Source organism: Shimia isoporae (assembly GCF_004346865.1).
Lineage (GTDB): Bacteria > Pseudomonadota > Alphaproteobacteria > Rhodobacterales > Rhodobacteraceae > Shimia > Shimia isoporae.
This window is the reverse complement of sequence record NZ_SMGR01000004.1, coordinates 186,658-208,773: the sequence shown is the minus strand read 5'-3', so window position 1 is coordinate 208,773 and position 22,116 is coordinate 186,658. Positions and strand designations below refer to the sequence as shown.

The window sequence follows — 22,116 nt, the reverse complement described above, 5'->3', positions numbered from 1 at the left end:
CAGAAACGTCATCTGAAAATCCAGAAACGCCGCCTTCTTCGAGGCGGCGTTTTCTTTGGTCTGTCGATTGGTTGCACTCCTCCAAGTTTGAAGAAACAGTAGTCTCATAGTTCCCAGTTCTTGCGCGAAAGGCCTAAGTCCATGACGCCCACCTATTTGAAAGAAAATCAGGAAGAGCCCCAAGCACCGGCCCGCATTGGCGAGCTCTTTTTCCAGAGTCGCAACGTGATCGTCGCAGGCCAGATCGATGACAAACTCGCGCAGCGTACAGCAACACACCTTCTGGCCTTGGCCGAAGAAAACGATGATCCGATCAACGTGTTCATTTCGTCTCCGGGCGGACACGTAGAGAGCGGCGATATGGTTCACGACATGATACGCTTCATCAAACCAGCGGTGCGCACAATAGGCTCCGGTTGGGTCGCAAGCGCTGGTGCCCTGATTTTCGTTGGCGCCAAACCAGAGAACCGGTTTTGCCTGCCAAATACCCGCTTCTTGTTGCATCAACCGTCTGGCGGCATCGGCGGGCAGGTCACCGACATGCAAATTCAGGCAGAGCAAATTCGGATCATGCGTCAACGCTTCGATCACCTGTTTGCTGAAGCCACAGGACAGACGCCCGAAAAAATCGCAGCCGACACCGCGAGGGATTTCTGGCTGACCGCTCCGGAGGCCATCGACTATGGCCTCGTCGGCAAAATCATCGAGACGGCCGACGAACTGAAATGACCGACCCCATATACGCCATTGGCGATATCCACGGGCAGATAGACCTGCTCGACGACATGCTTGCGCGCATAGAGGCTGACGGCGGACCAAACGCCAAGATCGTTTTTCTTGGAGATTACGTAGACCGTGGCCCAGACAGCCGAGGCGTGATCAATCGCCTGCGCCTTGGTGTGGACAGCGGGCGCAACTGGATTTGCCTGAAAGGCAACCATGACCGCATGTTTGAGTGGTTTATGGAAGACACCCCGCGCCATGATCCGCATCTGCTGGTAAATTTCTTCTGGCTTCACGACCGTCTCGGTGGTGTGCAGACACTCGAAAGCTACGGCGTGTCTGTCTCAATGGACGAACGATTGAGTTCTGTACATGAACGAGCAAAAAAGGCAGTGCCACAAACCCATGTGGATTTTCTCAAAGACCTGACCCTCTTCCACGAACAAGACGATCTTCTCTTTGTCCATGCAGGCATCAAGCCCGGCGTGCCACTGCAAGCGCAAAAGGAACACGATCTTGTGTGGATTCGACAGGGCTTCATCGACGACACAACACGCCATCCATGGCTCGTTGTTCACGGTCATACCGCTCTCGAAAAAGCGACCCACTTTGGCAATCGCATCGATCTCGACGGAGGCGCCGCATTCGGTCGTCCGCTCTGCGCGGCGGTGTTCGAGAATGGTAAAATCTGGCAACTGAAACCTGAAGGCAGAGTGGCTTTGACCCCTGAAAACTGAGTCCGTTGACGACCTTCTATTTCCCTTGCCCTTCGCCAAAGCCGCGCCTATATACCGCGACGGCGCCGGTGTAGCTCAGCTGGTAGAGCACGTCATTCGTAATGATGGGGTCGTAGGTTCGAGTCCTATCACCGGCACCATATTTTCCCGAGACAATGGCCTTTGATCGGTATGCGGATCAAACGCGTGCGCCAAAAAGTTCCAGAACAGACGGGATCGCCTTGGCTTCCTTGGATTTGTTCCCCGGTCGCATTTGAAGCGGCTTTGTAAGCCAGTTGGCCCACACGAGTTTTCGACACTTTTCCTCTGCAACCGCGCGCACACCTGCGGGTGCAATATCGCTATACACTTCCAACGCTTCCGGCAGGTTGTCGCGCACTTCAGGAGAGTGAGCGGACACATTAAACGCCCAAATCACCAAATCTTCGGCATGCCCCCTGACGTTATTGTTGGCCCGATCATAGCGCTCGAAATCTAGCAGCAACTCTTTACCGTTTACCCGACACATGTCCTTAGGGCTCGGGCGGCCGTGGGACAGACCCATTGCATGCAACTCACCCAAAGAACGGGCGCAATCCATCAAAAGGCTTCGTCGCACCTCGGCGTCGTGCACTTGCCTCAACCGATGCCGCAAATCCGGACCACAGTCCGGCAGAACAAAGAAATCCGGCCCCTCTGCGGCAAGTTGCGGCGCCGGGCCACCAGCGGCATTCACGTCATGAAGACCGAGACGCTCGCGTTCAAATGCCTTGCGGGGGTCGCCCTTGATCAACCGAAAACGCAAATTCAGTTTCTCGGGACGTTTTATCCAGAAAACCCCATACTCAGTTTTCACACGCTCGACTCTTGGCGCGTCATCATGCGCACGCGATTCAGCCAGCAGTTTCAATTCTGCTTCGGCGTTCCTAGGAGTCTGCTCAATCATGGCGGCAATGTAGTTGCTTTGACACGCGGTCACAATCATGTCGACACCACATGAAATTGCCCCGGTCTTCCGTCCTTCCCACGCTGCAACAATATTGAAACACAGGCCGAGACAACGTAAGTGCTAGGCATCTCAGACACCGAGGCGCATATGGCGAACTTCCTGTATCAAAACGACCTGCCCGACGGGCTCGACCTTGGCCCGATTGTGGCCATCGACTGTGAGACCATGGGACTCAACCCGCATCGAGACCGACTCTGCGTAATCCAGATGTCCAGTGGAGACGGAAACGCCCATCTCGTGCAGGTATCGCTTGGTCAAACCGAAGCGCCCAACCTGAAACGCATGCTCGAAGACCCCAACATCCTGAAACTGTTCCACTTCGGCCGCTTCGACATTGCAGCACTGTTTCACACATTCGGGGCCGTCACTGCGCCTGTCTACTGCACAAAAATTGCCTCCAAACTGATCCGCACCTACACGGATCGCCACGGGCTAAAGAACCTCCTTCAGGAGCTGCTTGGTGTCGATATTTCCAAGCAGCAACAAATGAGCGACTGGGGTGCCTCAGAGCTGACCGAGGCGCAAATGGACTACGCGGCGTCCGACGTACTCTACTTGCACCGCCTGCGCGAAGAATTGAACAAACGGCTAGATCGCGAGGGCCGCAGTCAAATGGCGCAGGCCTGCTTTGACTTCCTGCCGATGCGCGCGCAACTCGATATCGCGGGATGGCCGGAACAAGATATCTTCGCGCACTGATGACCGATCAGGACAAACATACCTTTCTCGCCACGGCGCGCCGTGTGCTGTCGATTGAAACCGATGCACTGCGTTTGTTGGGCGAGAGCCTCGGGGCCGAAATTGGTGAAGCCGTTGCTCTGCTCCTTTCGGCCAAGGGCCGTGTAATTGTCTCGGGAATGGGCAAATCAGGGCACATCGCCCGTAAGATCGCCGCCACGTTTGCCTCAACCGGAACACCCGCACACTTTGTGCATCCAGCCGAGGCAAGTCACGGCGATCTTGGGATGATGGCGCAGGGCGATGTTGCGCTGGTTCTGTCGAATTCCGGTGAAACGCCAGAACTTGCAGATCTGGTCGCCTACACCCGACGCTTCAACATACCGTTGATCGGGGTTGCCAGCCGCGCGGACAGCACCCTGATAAAACAAAGCGATATCGGTCTTATTCTCCCCAAGGCTGAAGAAGCCTGCGGTACCGGGGTGGTTCCTACCAGCTCCACCACCATGACGCTCGCCCTGGGCGATGCGCTGGCGGTGGCTTTGATGGAGCATCGCCAATTCACACCCGAGAATTTCCGCGAGTTCCACCCAGGCGGCAAGCTCGGCGCACAACTCAGCCGCGTGCGCGATCTGATGCATGCAGGCGATGCTGTACCGCTCATTTCTGAGACAACGCCGATGTCTGACGCGCTGATTGAAATCAGCCAAAAGGGTTTTGGCGTTGTGGGTGTAACCGGATCCTCAGGTAGCCTAACCGGTATCGTCACCGATGGTGACTTGCGCCGCCATATGGCCGGCCTTCTGGATCGCACTGCTGCGGATGTGATGACGCGCGACCCGCAAACCATTGCACCATCGGCACTGGCCGAAGAAGCGGTCGCCATTATGAACGAGCGCAAAATCACCTGTCTGTTTGTGGTTGATCCGAATGGCGAAGGAACGCCGGAAGGTATCCTGCACATTCACGATTGCCTGCGTGCCGGACTCGGCTGACCTAATATGGCCTCCGGCAACACATATTCTCAGGTGGTGGCTTTTCTCAAAGTCGTCCTGCCCCTGATCGCGCTAGGTATTCTGGCGACTCTTTTTCTTGTGCCTCGCGAAGTTGATCTCGAAGCGGCTATTCCCTTCGCCGAGGTAGAACTGGAAAAGCGGCTTAGAGATCAGCAGGTCACCGCCGCGTCATTCTCCACCAAAACGTCCAGCGGACATCTCGTGGCCGTAACCGCATCAACGGCCCACCCTGATTTTGAGGACCCGACCCGCACCGTTGCCACAGATCTGAAAGCCCGCATTGACCTTGCCAACGGACAGACAATCAATGTCGTGTCCGATGATGGTGAAATGGACTCCACATTTAAGGAAGTGGTTCTCACCAATAACGTTCAGTTCGTCACCTCGTCAGGCATCACAATGGACACGCACGAAATGACCATGAGCATCGACGAAGTGCGAGCGGAAAGCAGCGGCGAGGTGGTGGCCTACACCCAGTTCGGCCGTCTGAACGCCGGACGAATGGCTGTCCGACCTGCTGGAAACGATGATGATATCTATTTGTTTTTCACAAATGGTGTGCGACTGATATACACGCCGCAAAAAACCACAGGGGACCAATAGATATGCTGCGAGCACTGCTCTTTCTGGCCATCACAATATTTCCGGCAATGGCGGCCGCTCAAGGTCTCACGGTTGGTTTTGGCGAGATGGAGCAAGACAGCTCCCTGCCTGTCGAAGTCACCTCTGACAGCCTGTCCGTGAACCAAAACGACGGTAGCGCCGTGTTCATCGGCAACGTGGTCGTCATCCAGGGTGAGATGCGCATGACCGCCGACAAGGTGAACGTCTATTATCTCGAGGATCAGTCGGCGATCGAAAAGATGATCGCCGTTGGAGACGTGCTGCTTGTGCGCGGTCCAGATGCGGCGGAAGGAAACCGGGCGATCTACAGCCCGGAGGCCGGTACTGTGAAAATGTACGGGGACGTTCTCGTGGTGCAGGAAACCACGACCATCGCATCCGATCGCATGACAGTTCACCTCAACAATAACACCGCCGAAATGCACGGTCGCGTCAAAACCATTCTCAGGAACCAGTAGGCATGGCGAAACCTGATCTTGCTGTAACCGAAGGCCAATCCGGCTTGAAAGTTGAAAGCCTGCGCAAGGCTTATCGCAAGCGCGTTGTGATCCGTGATTTCTCAATGGTTCTGAACCGCGGCGAAGTCGTTGCGCTTCTTGGCCCAAATGGCAGCGGTAAGACCACCACCTTTTATGCGGTTGCAGGCCTGCTGCAGCCCGAGGGTGGACGTGTCTCCATCGACGGTCTCGACGTGACCACTTTGCCTATGTACCGCCGCGCGAAACTTGGCATCGGTTATCTTCCTCAGGAGATGTCGATCTTCCGCGGTCTCTCGGTTGAAGACAACATCACGGCGATTCTCGATATCACACAGAAGGATCGTCACAAACGCCGCGAACGACTTGAAGAATTGCTGTCGGAGTTCTCTATAGAGCATCTGCGTCGTGCGCCGGCACTGGCCCTTTCTGGCGGCGAACGTCGCCGTGTGGAAATCGCCCGCTGTCTGGCGGCGGAACCCAAATATCTCCTTTTGGATGAACCCTTTGCCGGTGTTGACCCCATCTCTGTGGACGACATCCGCCATCTGGTCGCCGATCTCAAAAAGCGCGGTATCGGGGTTCTGATCACCGACCACAATGTACGTGAAACCTTGGAAATCGTTGATCGCGCCTACATTCTGCATGACGGCAAGGTGCTGATGAACGGCACACCGGCAGAAGTCGTGGAAAACGAAAACGTCCGGCGCGTCTATCTCGGTGATAACTTTAAAATTTCCTGAGCTGGTCCCGTCAATCCGGCGGCATATTTTCGCGAAAATTGATCGGCATCATTGACTCTGAGCGGCCGGAATACTCAAATGTAGTCATGACAGTTCAGCCACCCTTTGCTGTGTTTCTGGCGACCCTTGATAAAAGGGCGACCCGCACACAGGGGTGCAAACCGTCACATTCCAGCATTCGGACCTGAAGCAATTCACGGGGCAATTTGGCCCGTGGTCCGACATGTCATCGAAAAGGAGACAGGATGCGCTATCAAATTACCGGAAAACAAATCGACGTCGGCGAGGCCCTGCAGACCCATGTAAAGACCGAGTTGAATGATATCCTCGACAAATATGCGGGACGACCTACTGACGCGAATGTTGTTTTTTCCAAAAGCGCCCACGAATACGTTTGCGAAGCCACTGTCCACCTGTCCACGGGGCTGACTGCTCAGGCCAAAGCACATGCCACTGAAATTTATGCCGCATTCGATCAATGTGGCGCGAAAATGGACAAACAACTGCGCAGATATAAGCGCAGGCTGAAGGACCACCACAAGGAACGTCAGGACCCGGTTGAACTTTTGGGCGCATCCTCGTATATCCTCGCGCCTGAAACCGAAGAACATGAGGCCGAGCCCGAAACACTGCAGCCAGTAATCGTCGCCGAGATGGAGACTAAGATCCCCTCTCTGAGCGTCGGCGAAGCCGTGATGCAGATGGAACTTGCCGGAGCGCCTGTGCTGGTCTTCAAAAACGAAAGCAAAGGTGGATTGAACGTGGTCTATCGCCGTGATGACGGCAATATAGGCTGGGTTGATCCTCAGACATAAAGCGATTGGGGGCATCTCCCCGGTCCGGAGTTACAGGCAAGATGGACCTTTCAACGATCCTCAAGCCAGAGGCGGTCAAAGTTGTTACGGCCGCCTCAAGCAGGAAGCGTTTGCTTCAGGAATTCGGCGACCTCGGGGCGTCCGCCTATGGCTTGTCCGCGTCTCGCGTCGTGGAAGCTTTGCAAGACCGGGAAAACCTCGGCCCCACCGGTGTTGGCAAGGGGGTTGCCCTTCCGCATGCCCGTCTCAAGGACATCGACAGTGTCCTCGGTGCGTTCATCCTTTTGGAAAAGCCCGTAGATTTCAACGCAGTAGACCGACAGCCGGTCGACATCGCATTCGCGCTCTTTGCGCCCGAGGACGCAGGAGTGGAACACTTGAAAGCGCTTGCGCGTGTATCGCGCAGCCTACGCGACGCAGCCATTTGCGCCAAGTTGCGCGCCAACCAGGATGCCAGCACCCTGTTCGCGATCCTGACTGAAGACGACAAGGTTCAGGCGGCGTAAACGCACGCCAACCGATGCCTAACGGTCCGCTCGTCGCGCCGCTAACGCCAGGCTTCAAACCCGAAAATCAGATAGTCCCGCTGGTAGATGTCTCGGACACGGGCTTCGATTTCCTCATCGTAGATCGCATCCAGCGGCACCGGTGTGTCCGGTGCAGCAGCATCAGGATCAGGCACGGAAGACCGTCCCACCTGCATGGCGAGCGCTGGCAAATAGCTGGCCATCTCTTCTTCACGGATGATCATGTCCGGTAACGCCATGTCCCCGAATCCCTGCACAGCACCAGACTGAGTCGCCCAATGCGCATCCTGCCTAATACTGGTCTGACCAAGGAGATTCGCTTTCACAAAATCCAGAAACGCCAGAAACGCCTCCCGGTGAGCCGAAACATCGTAGTCCGACCCGGGCCCGTCCTTCGGGATCGGCAGCTTGTAGACCTTGCGCAGCGTATTCCGGATCTTGGTATAGCTCCCCTCGCCGGTTTTCAGAATGCGGTCGCAAAAAGCAGCGTGAACTCGCGGCACGGGATGACGCACCACGGTAAAGGTTCTGTGGCCCTTGTTGCCGCGCTTCCATTTCCGAAGTGATTTCTGATTGAAATCCGTCAAAAGCCCCGAGGTTGGCACCTCATCCAGCCCGGCAAGCCATGAGGCAACCTCGGCCTCCGGTCCGGACCGCACAGGCATGTAAAGCAACGGCACAACAGCCCCTGCAAGATAACTTGGAACCACCGCGCCACGACGCGGCTCAAAATTCGGCGTTCGGTTCAGATTAAATCGATCAAGTTCCGCCAAAGCCAAGGACACATCGGCGAAATTTGAGACTTTTTCCGACAGCGCGCTCGGGTTCTGTCGCTTCAAAGACGTGTCGAGCGCAGGAAGGCTTTCTTCCACACCGAGATACCGCGCGAGACCATTCATCACGGCCACATCCTGAAGATCTTCGTACGCCACATAAAACGCCGTCTGGCCACTCGTCTGAAGTGCCTTCATCAGCGTGACTTGAAAATCCTGCAATTCTTCCACGTGACGTTTGAACTCGACCCCGTCAAACCGCACTTTACTGTCGCGTCGGCGGCGCACATCAGTCAGCTTCCACTGACCAGTTGCTTGTGCAATTTTCCAACTCACGTAGCTGTCCAGAGGGTTGCGCGTCAGAACAATCTTGGCACAACGCTGGTCGTTGAGAATTGTCTCAAGTATGCGCGGATCATGATCGTGGAAGTAGCGGAACCCAGACATCAGGCCAGCTTCGTCTTTGATCGCCCGTAGTAGAACCATCGGATCAGCGGTGCGCTGCTCAAGCGTCACGCCAAGAACATCATCTCGGTTGGGATAACCAATAAAATGTGGATTGAACGCCTCACCATGGCAGCTCAATCCCTCAAACGCATTGATATTGGTTTCCAGAAAATTGGACCCGGTGCGCATCTCTGCGAACACCACAAAATAATCGAACTTGGACATGGGTCTTTACTGCACCAGATAGGGTTTTCGGGGCGGCTTCTTTTGCCCCGTTTCAGGCTGCTCAACAGGGAAATCACCCATCAGGTACGGGTGCATCCCCTGGTTTTTCAGGTTTTGCAGGAATTGGCCAAATCCACTCAGGTCCGTCATTCGCGGCGCTTCCGACAGCCGCCTCGCGCGATCCATACCGATCTCGTCAATAATGGTCTGCAACGGCTCCATTGGCGCTTCGATGAATTCGGCCATTGTCCATATCCGCACACGCGCCTTGGCATAGGGAGAGCGCAATGCATAAAGCTGGTCATTCTCCAGTTTCTGCAAACGAGCGGCTTCGGCACGAATGTCTGTAAAGTTCAGGTTTGACTTGAACAACGGAACGGCCCAGGCACCGGAAATCACGCTGACCTGCGCATTGGGATCTTTGGCAATAAACCAGATAGGCGTGCCTTCATCCCTTGGGCCGACCTGAAAACACTGACGTTCCCCGCGTGTGTTCCAGATCAGGTTCGACAGAAACGCAATCGAGTTGTAATCCCGCAGCTTCGGTGAACTGCTCAGTGCGCCGTTTATCACCCGCTGCCGACCGGAAAATTCGGCCCGTTCCGGTGCAAAAATGTGTCCGTGAACCTGCGTACCGGTTGCGCGCGCAAGCCACGTCTCGAAGTCTTCGAACAACTCGGCAAAACCGTGAAACACAGAATAGCGCCCGAAGGTCATGCCGTTTTCCCAACCCTCGTTGGGATAGCGGCTCTGCATATAAAGGCCGGTCCGACCTTTTGTTCGACGTTCCACAGCTTTGGCAAAAATTCTGTCAATCTTTGCCGGATTCGGCTCGCTCATCTTGATCGCGCCTTCAGGATCTCGAAGAAAACCGTTGTACAGCTTGCCCGCCTTGGGCCAGATTTTTCGCGCGACGAAACAATCAGACCGCCGCAGAAGCTGTAGGTGGTCATCATAGAAAATATGCGGCTTACCCTGAAAGTCGAACTTGGACAGCGTCAGAGATCGGCTTTCAATCTTGGTCGAATAAAGGCGCGCCAGCGTCTGGAAATAGCTTTCGTCGGGAATCCAGACTCGGCTGAAATACTTGTCGAAGGTATCACGTTCGGGGTCTTCAAGGATGGCGGACAACGTCTGTCGGGTCAGACACCACCATTGGCTTCCCATATGGGGCACGATCCCGTGCGGGATACGTCGCTTGATGCGCAGGAAACGTTGAATATCGACCCACTTATCGAACAGGTACCGATTACGCTTCCACGAAAACGGGAAATGTAGCGTGAACCGCTCCGCATCAAGTCCACCCACAGTCCACGGCACATCCGCTGTTGTTGCGCTTTCGATAAAGTCGGTGCGAGGACGCGATTTCAGGTAGTCCTTTAATTCCTCTACCGGACGCAAAGGCAGACACGACCCAGAAGTCAGATAGATGTGTCGTACCTCGGGAAATTCTTCCAACATCATTTCCGATGCTGATTGCGACGCCGCTACAAGACCCCACGCACCCCACTCGCACTTGTGGCGTTTGCAGAATTTCACATCCGCCAGATCGCCAAGGGATTTGACGAACTTTTTATATGCTTTGGGCTTAACCGAAGCATCCACGTGTATCACCACCGGACACCCGTATTTGTTCCAGTGACGCGCCACTTGCTCGGCACGACCGAACGCGGTGTGTACCAGCATCAAAATCCCGACGCTCATGCCCAGTTTCCTTTGGACATAAGCCCCAGAATCTCAAGTTGGCGCCAGTTGATGTATTTCTCACTCCACTTGCACCAAAGTTCGGGATTATCGCGCAATCGCTCGGCGTAGGCCTTGTACTCAACACTCGCGGAATAATGCTGATTACGCAGCAGCTCTTCTTCGGCTTTGGCCGTGAACGTGTCGAGGAACTTTGCATGTAGCAAAAGTCCGGATGCTTTCTCCCCGCCCCATTCATCGTAAACCTGGTTAAGTCCACGCGGCAGTAGCATGTGCGTGGAACTCACGTAGGCATACCGGCGGTTCCACTTAACAAGCGGAATCTTGTTCAATGCAGGAGCAAGTTCGGGCGTATCAGGAAAAAAGACCCGAGAACGCGGCCCACCCTGAATCCACAGGTTTCCATACGCTGAATTCTTGGACATCGTATAGTTGCCCGCATCAAACCAGCAGGCGATATCCAGCGGATCTTGTCCTTCGCGATAAGGCTGTTCTGTGATTGGACCACGCGGATACATATCCAGCAACATCGCCGAAAACGACTTGATCGAAGAAGCATCCAGCCAATCTGTCAGCGCCTTGATCGGACGGGTATCGCAGAACGGATAGATAAAAAATTCATCCGGATCGACAACCAGACACCAATGGTTATGCGCATAGCGAAGCTGCAACCAGTTCAGCCAGTCCACGCCAAAACGAGATTTCTTGTAACTGTTCCGGGTATGCCAAACCGAAACATCCGGTTGCTCGGACAGATACTCCAGCGATCCATCGTCGCTGTCATTGTCCACGATCAGGAAATGATCGACACCTTTGTCCCGATAGTACTCAAGGAAGAATGGAAGGCGGATTTGCTCGTTGCGCTGCGTGGAAAACAGCAGCAAATCGTTGCGCTTGATCTGCCCTGTGCGATTGACAATCGACCGCAGCTCACGCCGCTTGCGGATCGCGCGCGCCAACCGATACCGGCGTCTGACCCGAAGGCGATATGATTGCCAAACACCCAACCCGTCTACACTTCCTTTTTGCCGTCGCCCAACACGCGCTCAAATGGGCTATCACGTGACCCTTAAGACGGTGTTGAAATGCGCCTCCCAGCTGGGGGCTTCAAAACGCGTCTTGGGCCGACCATCAGCACCCCGTGCAAGTTGGTCAGCCTCAGCCAGTTTCCGTATTGCCTGAATCCATGAATAACTGTCTGTAACGTTTGCGTAAATGGGATATTCACCGAGAACTTCCCGCATGACGGGCAATTCGTTGCACACCACCGGAACCCCTGCCGCTGCTGCCTCCACCGGCGGCAAACCGAATCCCTCTGCGCAACTCGGAAAAAGTAGCCCTGCCGCCCCCGCAACGAGGTTACCCAGAGCCGCGTCGTCAAGCCGATTGAATTCGTGCACGCAGACGCCCATCAACGGGCTACTGTCCAATCGCGCAAACAAATCCTCACTCTTCCAACCACGACGCCCGGCGATCACAAGATGCGGCAAAGTCTCGGGCGGTTGCTCGCTCGCCATCTCCTCCCAAAGATCCAAAAGCACGTTGTAATTCTTACGCGGCGAGATCGTTCCTACAGAAACAAAGTAGGGAGACGGCACAAGTTTCGGTTCATTGTCCACGATTTGGAACAAATCACCTTCGATCCCAAGGTGAGCCGCCACTACCGGAGGCATCGCACCGGCCTTTGTCATGTGACGGGTGATGTCCTGTTTAGACACCTCCGAATTTGTCAGGATCACATCAGCGTAAATGCGCGTGCGTTCGAACATGCTTTTGAATTCGGTCTCGGGCCGCACCACCTCGAGTTCCGCGAAATCCAGCGGAATGGTGTCATGCAGGAAAATAGCAACTTTACCGTCCGGTACACCTTTGACCGCTTTGAGCACCCTCTCGGGAAAATTGGCATGGTCCACATTGATATAAACCGTCCCGGCTGGCAGATGCTTGCGCAACATGCGCCCCAAAAATGACGGCGAACATCGCGCAATGCACATTCGGCGTAAGTCTGCCTCTGTTTCGCGCCGGGAGTTGTCTGCATCGCGCGTTAGACGCGAAATCCAGTCACTGTCGCCCCACGGCTCGCGGCCCTCCAATCGCGCAAGGACCTTCCTCATTCCTTCCTTATTTACAAGGACATAACCTAGTTTTGTCCGCGCCAGTCCAAAGGCCGGTCGGGAGTCATCGACAACACCGCGCAAATACGCCAGGCACACGCGATCCACGCCTGTCGGCGGGCGCCCCTTGAGCGCGCAAACCCGCGTCAGCTCGAATAATCTTGCCGAAGGATCAGCGGTCGTAATGACCGATTTGGTGCCATCGCCATGCATCGGCAATCATGATGTCCATTTTGGAACGTGTCGGGGCCCAGCCTAGCTCTTTCTCGGCACGTGTCGACCCGGAAACCAGCTTTGTACAGTCACCTGCCCGGCGCGGTCCTTCAGTCACCGGAACCGCCATATTCGTGACGGCCCGCGACTGGTCTACAACCTCGCGCACAGAGAAGCCTGTCCCAGACCCGAGATTGAAAACGCGGCTTGCCTTGCCGTCCAAAAGCCACCGCAATCCAAGCACATGCGCGTCCACCAGATCGCAGACATGCACGTAGTCTCGGATGCACGTGCCATCCGGAGTATCGTAGTCAGTACCGTGAATGGTCAAAGCGGCGCGTTTGCCCGCGATGGCATCCAGCATCAACGGGACGAGGTGAGTTTCCGGCTGATGAAACTCGCCTACCTCTGCATCGGGGTCAGCGCCCGCAACATTGAAATATCGGAAAATGACACTGCTCATTTCATGCGCACCTTCAAAATCGCGCAGAAGGTCCTCAATGGCGCGCTTGGAACTCGCGTATGCATTGATCGGGTGCTGTTCGACAGTTTCGTCCAGCAGAACGTTGTCATGATCGCCATATGTCGCGCAGGTCGAACTGAAAACGACGTTCAAGCACCCCGCTGCCACTGCAGCCTCGAACAGAACAAGAGAGCCACCAACGTTGTTGTGCCAATAAAGCCCAGGCTTGGACATGCTCTCACCAACCTGGCTCAACGCAGCAAAATGCATAACAGCGACTGGCGCGTATTTTGCAAAAACCTGATCCAGCCGCGCACGGTCATGAAGTTCGCCCTGCTCAAAGGGACCGAACTTTACCGCGTCATTCCAACCCGTGGACAGGTTATCGTATGTGATCGGCGTAAACCCTGCTTCGCGCAGCGCCTTACAGGCATGCGAGCCGATATAGCCGGCTCCACCGGTCACCAGAACATTGCTCACAACAAAACCTCCTAGCCGCTTTTGGCTTCAGGCTTATTGTGCCGCCTTGCGGGCTGCAAGCATCTCTTCAAGATAAATTTCAAGCTCATCGCGCAGATCATCGCGCGCCAAAGCAAAGGCAACCGTGGCTTGGAGGAACCCTGCCTTGGAGCCGCAATCATAGCGCTGCCCCTTGAAACGGAAACCGAACACATTGCGTTCGTTTTCGATTTCCTTGGCAATCGCATCGGTCAGCTGGATTTCTCCGCCAGCGCCGCTTTGCTGCCGATTCAGGTTACGCAAAACGTCCGGAGTCAGGATGTAACGACCGATAACTGCAAGATTGGAGGGTGCTTCGTTGGCGTCCGGCTTTTCTACCATCCCTTTAACCGAGACCAACGCGCCCATGTCTTCTTTGACGTCTAGCACACCGTAGGAAGACGCCTTTTCCGGTGGCACCTCCATAGCGGCGACCATGCTGCCGCCGGTCTCGCTATAGGCATCTACCATCTGCTTCAAACAGCCGGGATCGCCGGCAATGACGTCGTCAGGCAAGATAACCGCAAACGGCTCGTTCGCGATCAGGCGCTGCGCACAGGCTACAGCGTGACCAAGACCCAACGCTTTGTGTTGACGGATATACGCGATGGCACCGCTTTCCATGTTGGTCGCCTTGAGTGTTTCCAACAAATCGTCTTTGCCTTTCTTGCGCAGTTGCTGTTCCAGCTGCGGCGCATGATCGAAGTAATCTTCCAGAGCGCCTTTGCCGCGAGATGTAACGAAGATGAATTCCTTGATTCCCGCTTCACGCGCTTCATCGATCGCATATTGGATCAAAGGTCGATCAACCAGTGTCATGATCTCTTTGGGAACCGATTTCGTTGCAGGCAGGAATCGGGTGCCAAGCCCTGCCACAGGGAAAATCGCCTTGGTCACTTTTTTGCGCATAGATCACTCACTCTATTCAGTCTTCCGGACCTTTCTGATCCGCGGGTACCGTTACACTCTGTATTTCGACAACAAGTTTATACAGGGGAAAACCTTTGCAAATTGTGCACTGACGTTCCCAGGTTTCCTGGCGGGCCTTCCTACTCGAAGATATTATTCAAAGCAAAGAGGGATCCAGCAAGCGCGATCACGGCTTGTGCCGGTTTCACAGCGGATTCGGACGCCATCACAATGTCATTCGGCTGTATCCGAAAATTCCTTGCACCAAACACACCATCAGCCTTGGTGATGTCGAACAGGAAAACGACGTGACTCGACGGTGGCCCCGACCGGTCAGCGCGCACAGCGTCAGGCCGATACTGGCGTAAAATCAGTATGCCCTGCGGGTTGGCACGGGTATCGATCAGACCGCCAACAATGGACAGGGCTTCCATCGCCGAGATGTATTCTTTGTGAAAAAACACCTGCCGTTCTTCTTGTGTGGCGCCAACCGCAAGGAAGAACCGTTCTTCTTCTTCAACGAGAATCTGGTCTCCACCACGCACAATCACGTTTTTGGCGGGATCCTTGTAAAGCGTGTCCACGGGTATTTCGTAGGCTTTGCCGTCACGCATCAGACGCACCAACGGGTTTTCAACAGACTCGTTTACACCGCCGCCCTGAGCAATAAGCGACAGGATGGACACGTTCCGATCCATAAGTGGGTAGGTGCCCGGTGCTCCAACACCAGTTACCAGATCTGCCGAATTGCGCCGGCCGGATTTGACCTCGATTTGCACCTGAGCAGATGGCGCGATTGGCGTCAGCCGTTCCTGAATGACTTCCCGTGCTTGCTGAGGTGTCAGCCCTTTGACTTGAATATTGTCAACGTAAGGGACGAATACGGTGCCGTCCAAGGCGACCTCTTCAGGCCGCAAAGGGGCGCTGCGCTGTTCTGGGCCCAGCAAAAGCGAATTATCCTGATTGTCCCAAATCGTAAGCGTAATCAAATCACCTGGTAGGATCGCACGAGACGCAGGTCCTGGCTGTCTCGAAAACCAGTGATAGTGACCATGCCATCCGGCTGCTGGCCAACGCTCAATCTCTTTCACCGAGGCGCGTGTTACCTCCTCGATCTTGATATCTTCAGGCGTTGCATCCCCGGTAATTTCATAAGCAACCGGACCGCCGCGCGGCAAAGTACAACCACCGAGCAATGAAAGCCCGACAAACGCCGCTGCAACTAAACGCAAAGCTGACATCTTCATTGCCCCGTTGATCTGAACGTCTTCGCACGTTTTGGACGAAGTAAATGACAGTTTCGCGGTATCTTGGCTATCTCAATGAGGCCGGAACCCAGAGAAAAGTGCGTCACTTGTTGCATTAAGGTCAAATACCTACGTCCGGATCATCAAAGCACGTTCACATTACACACAACCGCCTTCCGAGCGAGCACAAACAATCGAACTGACAAAAAACACTGCCGAAAGTGCACAACATTTGGCGTGGTAACCGGATTTGGTGCTAAGGTCGTCCTTGGAAAGTGCGTTGTTTTTGTTTGATTACCTATTTCGTTCAGCCTAAGCCCTGTCATCCGCTGCGCGTCCCAGTTGAGAAGTAAATGCTGTACAACCTGCTAACCACTTTGAATCGCTCGCAAAAAGGCTGGATCCTCTTTTCGGTGGATCTGGTACTGGTCTTTGTTGCGGCCTTCATCAGCTTGGCTTTGGTCAAAAGCACAGAGCCTTTCAACGTCCGAATCTCGGAACTGGCGACCTATATTGTGATTCTTTTGCCATTGGCCGGCGCAGCGTTGAACTTTTTTGGACTCCATCAGGTCAAACTTAACGCCTACGGAATGGACGACATCGGTCACACATTGATCGTTGCCGGTATGATGATCTTTGTCGCCGAAGCACTCAGCAAAATAGGCGGTGTCTTTCCGCACGTTCCGTTTGCGACCTTTCTGAATCTGGGCTTTTCATTTGCCGTCCTGTCCGTCGGCAGCCGCGTTGTCATTCGCAAAATTGTGCAACGGGTCTATTTCAGCAGACAGGGCCGCAAGCTGGTGTTGATCTACGGGGCTGGTCAAACAGGACAGCAACTTGCCGCAGCCTTGCAAACCGATGACGAGTTCGAGGTCGCCTGTTTTGTCGACGACAACCCAAACCTCCACAAACTGACTGTTCACGGTTTGCGCGTTCACTCTCCGAACAACGTGGCCATGCTCGTGGAGCGCATCGGCATAGATCGTGTAATCCTTGCCATGCCTTCCGCCGATCAAGCTGTACGCCAGCGTCTGGCCAAGAAACTCAGCGGCCTGGGTTGCGAAGTGCTTTCCCTTCCGTCTTTCGCGGACATGGTCCTGCATGGAGAAAAAATCAAACATGCAGCGCCAGCCAAAATGCGCACTCTGCTTGGCCGGGATGCTTTGGAGGCGGAACTACCCGCCAAAGAGTCCACCTATCTCGGACAGAATATTTTGGTAACAGGCGCAGGCGGTTCAATCGGGTCCGAACTCTGCCGGCAATTGATCCGACTTGAACCCGCTCAGATCGTACTGATCGACCATTCCGAACATGCGCTCTATAATATCAAGCGAGAACTGGACGGCTTGGGATTGGCCCCGAAATTGACGGCCATCCTTGGTTCGGTCGAACGGGCGGAGATGATCCGCGAAATTCTCGAAATACACACCATAGACGTTGTTTTCCACGCCGCAGCGTACAAGCATGTGAACATCGTCGAAGGAAACGCCTTCGAAGGTGTACGCAACAACGTATTCGGAACGCGCATCGTCGCCGAAGAAGCCCGCCGAGCGTGCGTCGGACGTTTCATTCTTGTGTCCACCGATAAGGCCGTGCGCCCTGAATCCGTTATGGGATGCACAAAGCGATTTGCCGAACTTGTCATTCAGGATCTGGCAACGCGGTCTCAGTACACCAAGTTCTCCATGGTGCGCTTCGGGAACGTTTTGGGCTCGTCCGGTTCGGTAATCCCGCTCTTTCAGGATCAGATCCGCGGCGGCGGCCCCGTCACTGTGACCCATCCCGAAGTCACCCGTTACTTCATGACCATCAACGAGGCTGTTCGGCTTGTCTTGCTTGCTGGTGGTTTCTCCCGGGGCGGCGATGTGTTCGTCCTCGACATGGGTAAACCGGTGAAAATTCTTGAAGTCGCCCGCAAAATGATCCTGGCTGCAGGCTACACACCGCGCGACAAGAAAAACCCCAACGGCGATATTCCGATTGTGATCACTGGTCTCAAGCCCGGTGAAAAAATCCATGAAGAGTTGCTCATCGGTTCGGACATGCTCACGACACCGCATCCGAAAATTCTGCGAGCGCAGGAAAAATACCTGTCAGAACTGGAAATTGCCGGTGCCCTGCAGGATTTGCGGCGCGCTGTGGATCAGCGGGATGCCGATCTTCTGCGCAACACCATGAATCGCTGGATGGAATCCGGTGACGCCTCTGACGGTCCTGATCTGACAGTTGTCGGCGAAGGCTGATCAGACGTCGTAGTACTCCCGATACCACGCGACAAACTTTGCGACACCGACTTCGACAGGCGTTTGAGGTATGTTGCCCGTCAACTGCTCCAGCAAACCCGCGTCTGCCCACGTTGCAGGAACGTCGCCAGCTTGCATCGGCATGAAGTTCTTGTCGGCGTCCCGTCCAAGCGCCAACTCGATGGCTTTGATGTAATCCATCAACTGGACCGGCTGCCCGTTGCCAATGTTGCAGACCCGCCAAGGCGCAACTGCACTCAGACTGTCGTTTTCATAGACGGTTTCGCGGGCATCCGGCATCGCAGGTACGGCTTCAACCAGATTCACAATTCCCCGCACCAGGTCGTCGATAAAGGTGAAGTCACGCTTCATGTCGCCGTGGTTGTAAACGTCGATCGCCTTGCCTTCCAAAATAGCCTTGGTGAACTTGAACAACGCCATGTCGGGCCGCCCCCAAGGTCCATAAACGGTAAAGAAACGGAACATGGTGATCGGCAAGTGATAGAGATGCGCATAGGAATGCGCCATCGCTTCATTCGCCTTCTTGGTTGCCGCATAAAACGACATTTGGCTATCGGCCTTATGAGTCTCCGCATAAGGCATTTCCGTGTTCGCACCGTACACTGAGCTCGTTGACGCCATCAGCATATGCGCGGGCGGAAAGGCCCTTGCCGCTTCCAAAAGGTCAAATGTCCCGATCAGATTTGCCTCGACATAGGACCGCGGCTCATCAATCGAATAGCGCACCCCGGCCTGAGCCGCCAAATGGATCACCGCGTCGGGGCGGTATTCCTCGAAAATTGACGTAAGCTTGCCCGGCTCCTCCAGCCGGGCATTGATGGCTGCGAAACCTCCGTTTTGCAGCAGCATCGCATGTCGACGCTCTTTAAGGGAAACGTCGTAGTAATCCGTCATCGCATCCAGACCGATCACGCGCCAGCCATCCGCCAACAGCTGCTTGGACGTATGATAGCCGATGAATCCCGCAGACCCGGTCACAAGTGCCGTACGTTGTTCTTGCGTCATGCTTTGCCCTCTCTGGCCGAAGTCTCGCTTTCATCCAACAAGAGTCGCTGTCGGGCAACCCTTTGTTGTTCCTGCCGCAACCGTTTGCGAAATCCGGTAATCCGAAAAAGCCTTTGCGCACGGTCCGATCGGCCAAACAATCCGCCGACCTGCTCCCAGTATCCTTCGGAATGAAACGTCACGCGATGAAACAATCCGGTGCGCGAAAAAACAAATACTGACGGTATTCTGCCTGCGCGGGAGCTTGCGAGTGCCTCGCGCCGGATTGCAGCCCTGCGCCACTGACGTCCAGCTATGATTTCGGCGCCAGCGACCTGCCTTTCAAAAGCGCGAAACCCGTCCGAAGCTCTGGGAATGCGTTCCAGAACGGTGATTTTCCGCTCCAGCCCCTCTGCATATCCTTTGCGTAACCCGCGCATCAGACGCGCCACATCCCCGGGCATCAGCTCGCCTTTGATCATATAATCCACCAACCGCTTGCGTTGCCCGCGTTGATACGCGCTCCAAACGTCGGCACGATCTGCCTCGCGGCAGTGTTTGCGCAGAAACACCGCCATACTTGCGCCGTTCTGGGCAAGATCTCGAGGTGCCCGTCGAGCGGTCCTCCGCGCACTTTCGAAAAATCCGTGGTGAACTTCCGCCAAGGGTACAATTGCTGTGGCCGCGCCTTGATCTGCAAGCCGCATGTTCACGTCAGTCTCATCCAAATAGAATTCAAATGCCGGATCAAAACCGCCCATTTCGGCAATCACGTCCCGGCGAAAGGCCATATTCGTCCCTTCGGTCTTGATCGCGCGCCCCTTGGCGGGCGTCATCACCACCGGCTTGTCGCCTGAAATCGCAATGTCATCGTATTCTGCCGCGCTGTTGACCGATCGCGCCCGCCACTGAAAGGTGATGCCATTGCGTCCGCGTACATACCCGCCTGCTGCGGCGACTTCCGCCTCGGAAAACGGCGCCGTCAGATGCCACAACCAGCCCGTCTCCGGCACCGCATCATCATCGATAAAGGCAACGATTTCTCCCGCCGCAGCAGCGATACCCTGATTGCGCGCTGTGGAAATGTTGTCCTCGTCAAAAGACACCAATTTGATCTGGTGCCCGAATTCCAGAAACCCCACCGCGTCCACGCCATCATCATCGGTGACAACGATGATTTCGAACTCGGGATAGGCTTGCTGGGACACTGCCGTCAGCGTGCGCCGCAAAGATCGGGGTCGACCCTTACTAACCACGACCACGCTGACCGGCGGTTGCGTCATGCGACGCCCATCTCGGCCATCATCGCTTCGATCCGCGGAACATCTTCGGGATTGTTCAACTCCCAGAACTGACGCCCGCGAGCTTCAACTTCGACACAAAGAACCTGCCGGCCGTGCTCCATAAACCGCAGCTGTTCCAAGCCTTCCAGTTTCTCAAGAGGGCCGGCGGACCAGCGCGGGTATGCGCCCAGCGCAGAGGGTCGATAGGCATAGACTCCGACGTGGTGGAACACCGGTGTGCCGTCGTCATCCGCGTAAGTGTCAGAGGTGAACGGGATCACTTCCTTTGAGAAGTAAAGCGCGTGACGATCCGTAGTGAAGACCGCTGTTGTTCCGCCGACGCGCCCCGCACGACGGTCTTCCAGAAAACCGTTCAATGCGCGCCCGTCGCATTGCAATACCGGCGTCGCCACCTCTGCCATACTGTCTTCGCGAAGGCCTTTGACAAGATCTTCCACAAACCAGGCAGGTGTCAGTGGCGCGTCGCCCTGCAAATTCACGACAATGTCGTAGCCCCCGCCCAGCGCATCAAAGGCTTCTGCACAGCGCTCAGTTCCGTTCGCACAATCCTCCGAAGTCATTACGACCTCTGCGCCGAACCCTTCAGCGGCCTCCTTGATCCGAATGTCATCCGTGGCAACGACGACGCGGTCCACGCCCTCAACCGCACAGGCTGCATCCCAGCTGCGCCGTATCAGGCTGCGCGCCTGTCCGGTCGCGCCACGCAGTTCCGCCAAAGGCTTTCCGGGATAGCGGGTCGAGGCATAGCGGGCCGGGATGACAATCAGAACAGACATCAGGCACTCTTCAATGCCACATCGGGTGCATAGGCGATAAAGAACGGATTGGCGAAATCTTCCTTGCCGTAGGTCAGCGGAGTGTGATCGTCAAAGCGCACGACCTGTCCTCCGGCACCGAGCAGAACCGCGTGACCGGCGGCTGTGTCCCATTCCATCGTACGACCCACACGTGGATAGATATCCGCTTCGCCAGTTGCCACCAGACAGAATTTCAGCGAGCTGCCCGCCGACTTACTGTCTTTGACGTTGTACTTATTGATGTAGTCGTCGGTGGCCTGATCCCGATGCGATTTGGACGCCACGACCATCAGTGCGCTGTTGTCCGAGTTCGCAACGTTGATCGCGCGGGTTTCGCCTACGGTTTCCAGATCAAAGGCACCAACCTCTTCGACGGATTGTCCGTCCGCCTGGGTAAAGAACATACGTTCCTTGGCCGGTGCGTAGACCACACCGCGCTGCGGCACCCCGTTCTCCACATAGGCAATGTTCACGGTGAAATCCCCGCGGCGATGGATGAATTCTTTGGTACCATCCAGCGGGTCAACAATCAGGAAGGTGTCGCCCTTCGCGGCATGGCTCTCTGCCTGCTCCTCCGTCACCAGCATCACGTCCGGAAATGCTGCACGAAGACCTGCAGAAATAATGGCATCCGCTGCCTCGTCGGCCGCCGTAACTGGGCTGTCATCTGACTTCACCTTCACGTCGAAATCGTCGGAATTGTAGATCTCCATGATCTTGGCACCCGCCTCGATCGCAAGTTTACGGATAACGGGAATCAGCACATCGTAATTCAAAAGATCTCTCCTACGCGGCATTTGTTGAACTGCTACACGGCGCCCCTTATGATACCAGCGTAACAGAACGG

General features: G+C 55.3%; 22 protein-coding genes and 1 tRNA gene. 11 read left to right on the top strand and 12 right to left on the bottom strand.

The features are described 5' to 3' along the window. The first annotated feature begins 141 nt into the window (after window positions 1–141). The 3 genes from BXY66_RS17875 to BXY66_RS17865 all read left to right on the top strand — a co-directional run bounded on the left by BXY66_RS17875 (window position 142) and on the right by BXY66_RS17865 (window position 1,600). Complete coding sequence (locus tag BXY66_RS17875; protein WP_132861765.1) at window positions 142–729, top strand: ATP-dependent Clp protease proteolytic subunit; 588 nt, start codon at window positions 142–144, stop codon at window positions 727–729. Beyond that, the gene (locus BXY66_RS17870) at window positions 726–1,460 is read left to right on the top strand and encodes a metallophosphoesterase family protein (protein ID WP_132861764.1); all 735 of its coding nucleotides are present in this window, start codon (window positions 726–728) and stop codon (window positions 1,458–1,460) included. The genes BXY66_RS17875 and BXY66_RS17870 overlap by 4 nt, the downstream gene beginning before the upstream one ends. Before the next feature lie 64 nt (window positions 1,461–1,524). Further along, a tRNA-Thr gene (locus BXY66_RS17865) sits at window positions 1,525–1,600 on the top strand. Between the two features lie 38 nt (window positions 1,601–1,638). Here the strand turns inward: BXY66_RS17865 and BXY66_RS17860 are convergent. Continuing rightward, window positions 1,639–2,385, bottom strand: a complete 747-nt coding sequence (locus BXY66_RS17860; RefSeq protein WP_165929238.1) for a BUD32 family EKC/KEOPS complex subunit — start codon at window positions 2,383–2,385, stop codon at window positions 1,639–1,641. A gap of 150 nt (window positions 2,386–2,535) precedes the next feature. Here BXY66_RS17860 and BXY66_RS17855 point away from each other — a divergent pair, with 150 nt between their 5' ends. The 7 genes from BXY66_RS17855 to BXY66_RS17825 all read left to right on the top strand — a co-directional run bounded on the left by BXY66_RS17855 (window position 2,536) and on the right by BXY66_RS17825 (window position 7,306). Continuing rightward, complete coding sequence (locus BXY66_RS17855) at window positions 2,536–3,147, top strand: ribonuclease D (RefSeq protein WP_132861855.1); 612 nt, start codon at window positions 2,536–2,538, stop codon at window positions 3,145–3,147. Beyond that, on the top strand, window positions 3,147–4,121 hold the full coding sequence (locus BXY66_RS17850) for a KpsF/GutQ family sugar-phosphate isomerase (protein WP_132861762.1): 975 nt from the start codon (window positions 3,147–3,149) through the stop codon (window positions 4,119–4,121). The genes BXY66_RS17855 and BXY66_RS17850 overlap by 1 nt, the downstream gene beginning before the upstream one ends. A gap of 6 nt (window positions 4,122–4,127) precedes the next feature. Further along, window positions 4,128–4,745, top strand: coding sequence for an LPS export ABC transporter periplasmic protein LptC (lptC, locus tag BXY66_RS17845; RefSeq protein WP_132861761.1), 618 nt, complete (start codon window positions 4,128–4,130; stop codon window positions 4,743–4,745). Window positions 4,746–4,747: 2 nt separating this feature from the next. Beyond that, window positions 4,748–5,224 (top strand): lipopolysaccharide transport periplasmic protein LptA, encoded by a 477-nt coding sequence (gene lptA, locus BXY66_RS17840; RefSeq protein WP_207911348.1) that lies wholly within the window; start codon window positions 4,748–4,750, stop codon window positions 5,222–5,224. 2 nt (window positions 5,225–5,226) lie between these two features. Continuing rightward, window positions 5,227–5,985, top strand: coding sequence for an LPS export ABC transporter ATP-binding protein (gene lptB, locus BXY66_RS17835; RefSeq protein WP_132861759.1), 759 nt, complete (start codon window positions 5,227–5,229; stop codon window positions 5,983–5,985). Window positions 5,986–6,230: 245 nt separating this feature from the next. After that, the gene (hpf, locus tag BXY66_RS17830; RefSeq protein ID WP_132861758.1) at window positions 6,231–6,800 is read left to right on the top strand and encodes a ribosome hibernation-promoting factor, HPF/YfiA family; all 570 of its coding nucleotides are present in this window, start codon (window positions 6,231–6,233) and stop codon (window positions 6,798–6,800) included. Between the two features lie 41 nt (window positions 6,801–6,841). Next, window positions 6,842–7,306, top strand: a complete 465-nt coding sequence (locus BXY66_RS17825) for a PTS sugar transporter subunit IIA (RefSeq protein ID WP_132861757.1) — start codon at window positions 6,842–6,844, stop codon at window positions 7,304–7,306. Between the two features lie 41 nt (window positions 7,307–7,347). Here the strand turns inward: BXY66_RS17825 and BXY66_RS17820 are convergent, their stop codons facing one another. From BXY66_RS17820 to BXY66_RS17790, 7 genes are all read right to left on the bottom strand, one after another. Continuing rightward, the gene (locus tag BXY66_RS17820; protein WP_132861756.1) at window positions 7,348–8,772 is read right to left on the bottom strand and encodes a sulfotransferase family 2 domain-containing protein; all 1,425 of its coding nucleotides are present in this window, start codon (window positions 8,770–8,772) and stop codon (window positions 7,348–7,350) included. Window positions 8,773–8,778: 6 nt separating this feature from the next. Beyond that, window positions 8,779–10,476, bottom strand: coding sequence for a DUF5927 domain-containing protein (locus BXY66_RS17815; RefSeq protein ID WP_132861755.1), 1,698 nt, complete (start codon window positions 10,474–10,476; stop codon window positions 8,779–8,781). Continuing rightward, a complete protein-coding gene (locus BXY66_RS17810; RefSeq protein ID WP_132861754.1) occupies window positions 10,473–11,483 on the bottom strand; it encodes a glycosyltransferase family 2 protein in 1,011 nt (336 codons plus the stop codon). Before BXY66_RS17810 ends, BXY66_RS17815 begins: the two co-directional genes overlap by 4 nt. A gap of 51 nt (window positions 11,484–11,534) precedes the next feature. Next, on the bottom strand, window positions 11,535–12,590 hold the full coding sequence (locus tag BXY66_RS17805) for a glycosyltransferase family 4 protein (protein ID WP_165929237.1): 1,056 nt from the start codon (window positions 12,588–12,590) through the stop codon (window positions 11,535–11,537). A gap of 172 nt (window positions 12,591–12,762) precedes the next feature. Next, window positions 12,763–13,746 carry a UDP-glucose 4-epimerase GalE gene (galE, locus tag BXY66_RS17800; RefSeq protein WP_132861752.1) on the bottom strand — a complete coding sequence of 328 codons (984 nt, stop codon included), beginning with the start codon at window positions 13,744–13,746 and terminating at the stop codon, window positions 12,763–12,765. Window positions 13,747–13,779: 33 nt separating this feature from the next. Next, entirely contained in the window at window positions 13,780–14,673 is an 894-nt protein-coding gene (gene galU, locus BXY66_RS17795) for a UTP--glucose-1-phosphate uridylyltransferase GalU (protein ID WP_132861751.1), read from the bottom strand. 140 nt (window positions 14,674–14,813) lie between these two features. Then, on the bottom strand, window positions 14,814–15,914 hold the full coding sequence (locus BXY66_RS17790) for a polysaccharide biosynthesis/export family protein (RefSeq protein WP_165929236.1): 1,101 nt from the start codon (window positions 15,912–15,914) through the stop codon (window positions 14,814–14,816). Between the two features lie 359 nt (window positions 15,915–16,273). Between BXY66_RS17790 and BXY66_RS17785 the strand changes: the two genes are divergently transcribed. Beyond that, a complete protein-coding gene (locus BXY66_RS17785) occupies window positions 16,274–18,163 on the top strand; it encodes a polysaccharide biosynthesis protein (RefSeq protein ID WP_132861749.1) in 1,890 nt (629 codons plus the stop codon). Here BXY66_RS17785 and BXY66_RS17780 read toward each other — a convergent pair whose 3' ends face one another. The 4 genes from BXY66_RS17780 to cysQ are packed head-to-tail and all read right to left on the bottom strand — an operon-like array spanning window position 18,164 to window position 22,066. Next, on the bottom strand, window positions 18,164–19,189 hold the full coding sequence (locus BXY66_RS17780) for an NAD-dependent epimerase/dehydratase family protein (RefSeq protein WP_132861748.1): 1,026 nt from the start codon (window positions 19,187–19,189) through the stop codon (window positions 18,164–18,166). Then, window positions 19,186–20,451, bottom strand: a complete 1,266-nt coding sequence (locus tag BXY66_RS17775; protein ID WP_132861747.1) for a glycosyltransferase family 2 protein — start codon at window positions 20,449–20,451, stop codon at window positions 19,186–19,188. The genes BXY66_RS17780 and BXY66_RS17775 overlap by 4 nt, the downstream gene beginning before the upstream one ends. Further along, window positions 20,448–21,248 (bottom strand): 3-deoxy-manno-octulosonate cytidylyltransferase, encoded by an 801-nt coding sequence (locus BXY66_RS17770; protein ID WP_132861746.1) that lies wholly within the window; start codon window positions 21,246–21,248, stop codon window positions 20,448–20,450. The genes BXY66_RS17775 and BXY66_RS17770 overlap by 4 nt, the downstream gene beginning before the upstream one ends. Further along, the gene (cysQ, locus tag BXY66_RS17765) at window positions 21,248–22,066 is read right to left on the bottom strand and encodes a 3'(2'),5'-bisphosphate nucleotidase CysQ (RefSeq protein ID WP_425057080.1); all 819 of its coding nucleotides are present in this window, start codon (window positions 22,064–22,066) and stop codon (window positions 21,248–21,250) included. Before cysQ ends, BXY66_RS17770 begins: the two co-directional genes overlap by 1 nt. Window positions 22,067–22,116: the final 50 nt, after the last annotated feature.

Coding starts and splice junctions, on each gene's coding strand:
- BXY66_RS17850 (WP_132861762.1), top strand. CDS start 3,147: ATGACCGATCAGGACAAACATACCTTTCTCGCCACGGCGCGCCGTGTG.
- lptA (WP_207911348.1), top strand. CDS start 4,748: ATGCTGCGAGCACTGCTCTTTCTGGCCATCACAATATTTCCGGCAATG.
- cysQ (WP_425057080.1), bottom strand. CDS start 22,066: ATGCCGCGTAGGAGAGATCTTTTGAATTACGATGTGCTGATTCCCGTT.
- BXY66_RS17770 (WP_132861746.1), bottom strand. CDS start 21,248: ATGTCTGTTCTGATTGTCATCCCGGCCCGCTATGCCTCGACCCGCTAT.
- BXY66_RS17815 (WP_132861755.1), bottom strand. CDS start 10,476: ATGAGCGTCGGGATTTTGATGCTGGTACACACCGCGTTCGGTCGTGCC.
- lptC (WP_132861761.1), top strand. CDS start 4,128: ATGGCCTCCGGCAACACATATTCTCAGGTGGTGGCTTTTCTCAAAGTC.
- BXY66_RS17790 (WP_165929236.1), bottom strand. CDS start 15,914: ATGTCAGCTTTGCGTTTAGTTGCAGCGGCGTTTGTCGGGCTTTCATTG.
- BXY66_RS17805 (WP_165929237.1), bottom strand. CDS start 12,590: ATGAGGAAGGTCCTTGCGCGATTGGAGGGCCGCGAGCCGTGGGGCGAC.
- BXY66_RS17780 (WP_132861748.1), bottom strand. CDS start 19,189: ATGACGCAAGAACAACGTACGGCACTTGTGACCGGGTCTGCGGGATTC.
- galU (WP_132861751.1), bottom strand. CDS start 14,673: ATGCGCAAAAAAGTGACCAAGGCGATTTTCCCTGTGGCAGGGCTTGGC.
- lptB (WP_132861759.1), top strand. CDS start 5,227: ATGGCGAAACCTGATCTTGCTGTAACCGAAGGCCAATCCGGCTTGAAA.
- hpf (WP_132861758.1), top strand. CDS start 6,231: ATGCGCTATCAAATTACCGGAAAACAAATCGACGTCGGCGAGGCCCTG.
- BXY66_RS17820 (WP_132861756.1), bottom strand. CDS start 8,772: ATGTCCAAGTTCGATTATTTTGTGGTGTTCGCAGAGATGCGCACCGGG.
- BXY66_RS17785 (WP_132861749.1), top strand. CDS start 16,274: ATGCTGTACAACCTGCTAACCACTTTGAATCGCTCGCAAAAAGGCTGG.
- BXY66_RS17870 (WP_132861764.1), top strand. CDS start 726: ATGACCGACCCCATATACGCCATTGGCGATATCCACGGGCAGATAGAC.
- BXY66_RS17855 (WP_132861855.1), top strand. CDS start 2,536: ATGGCGAACTTCCTGTATCAAAACGACCTGCCCGACGGGCTCGACCTT.
- BXY66_RS17775 (WP_132861747.1), bottom strand. CDS start 20,451: ATGACGCAACCGCCGGTCAGCGTGGTCGTGGTTAGTAAGGGTCGACCC.
- BXY66_RS17875 (WP_132861765.1), top strand. CDS start 142: ATGACGCCCACCTATTTGAAAGAAAATCAGGAAGAGCCCCAAGCACCG.
- BXY66_RS17860 (WP_165929238.1), bottom strand. CDS start 2,385: ATGATTGAGCAGACTCCTAGGAACGCCGAAGCAGAATTGAAACTGCTG.
- BXY66_RS17825 (WP_132861757.1), top strand. CDS start 6,842: ATGGACCTTTCAACGATCCTCAAGCCAGAGGCGGTCAAAGTTGTTACG.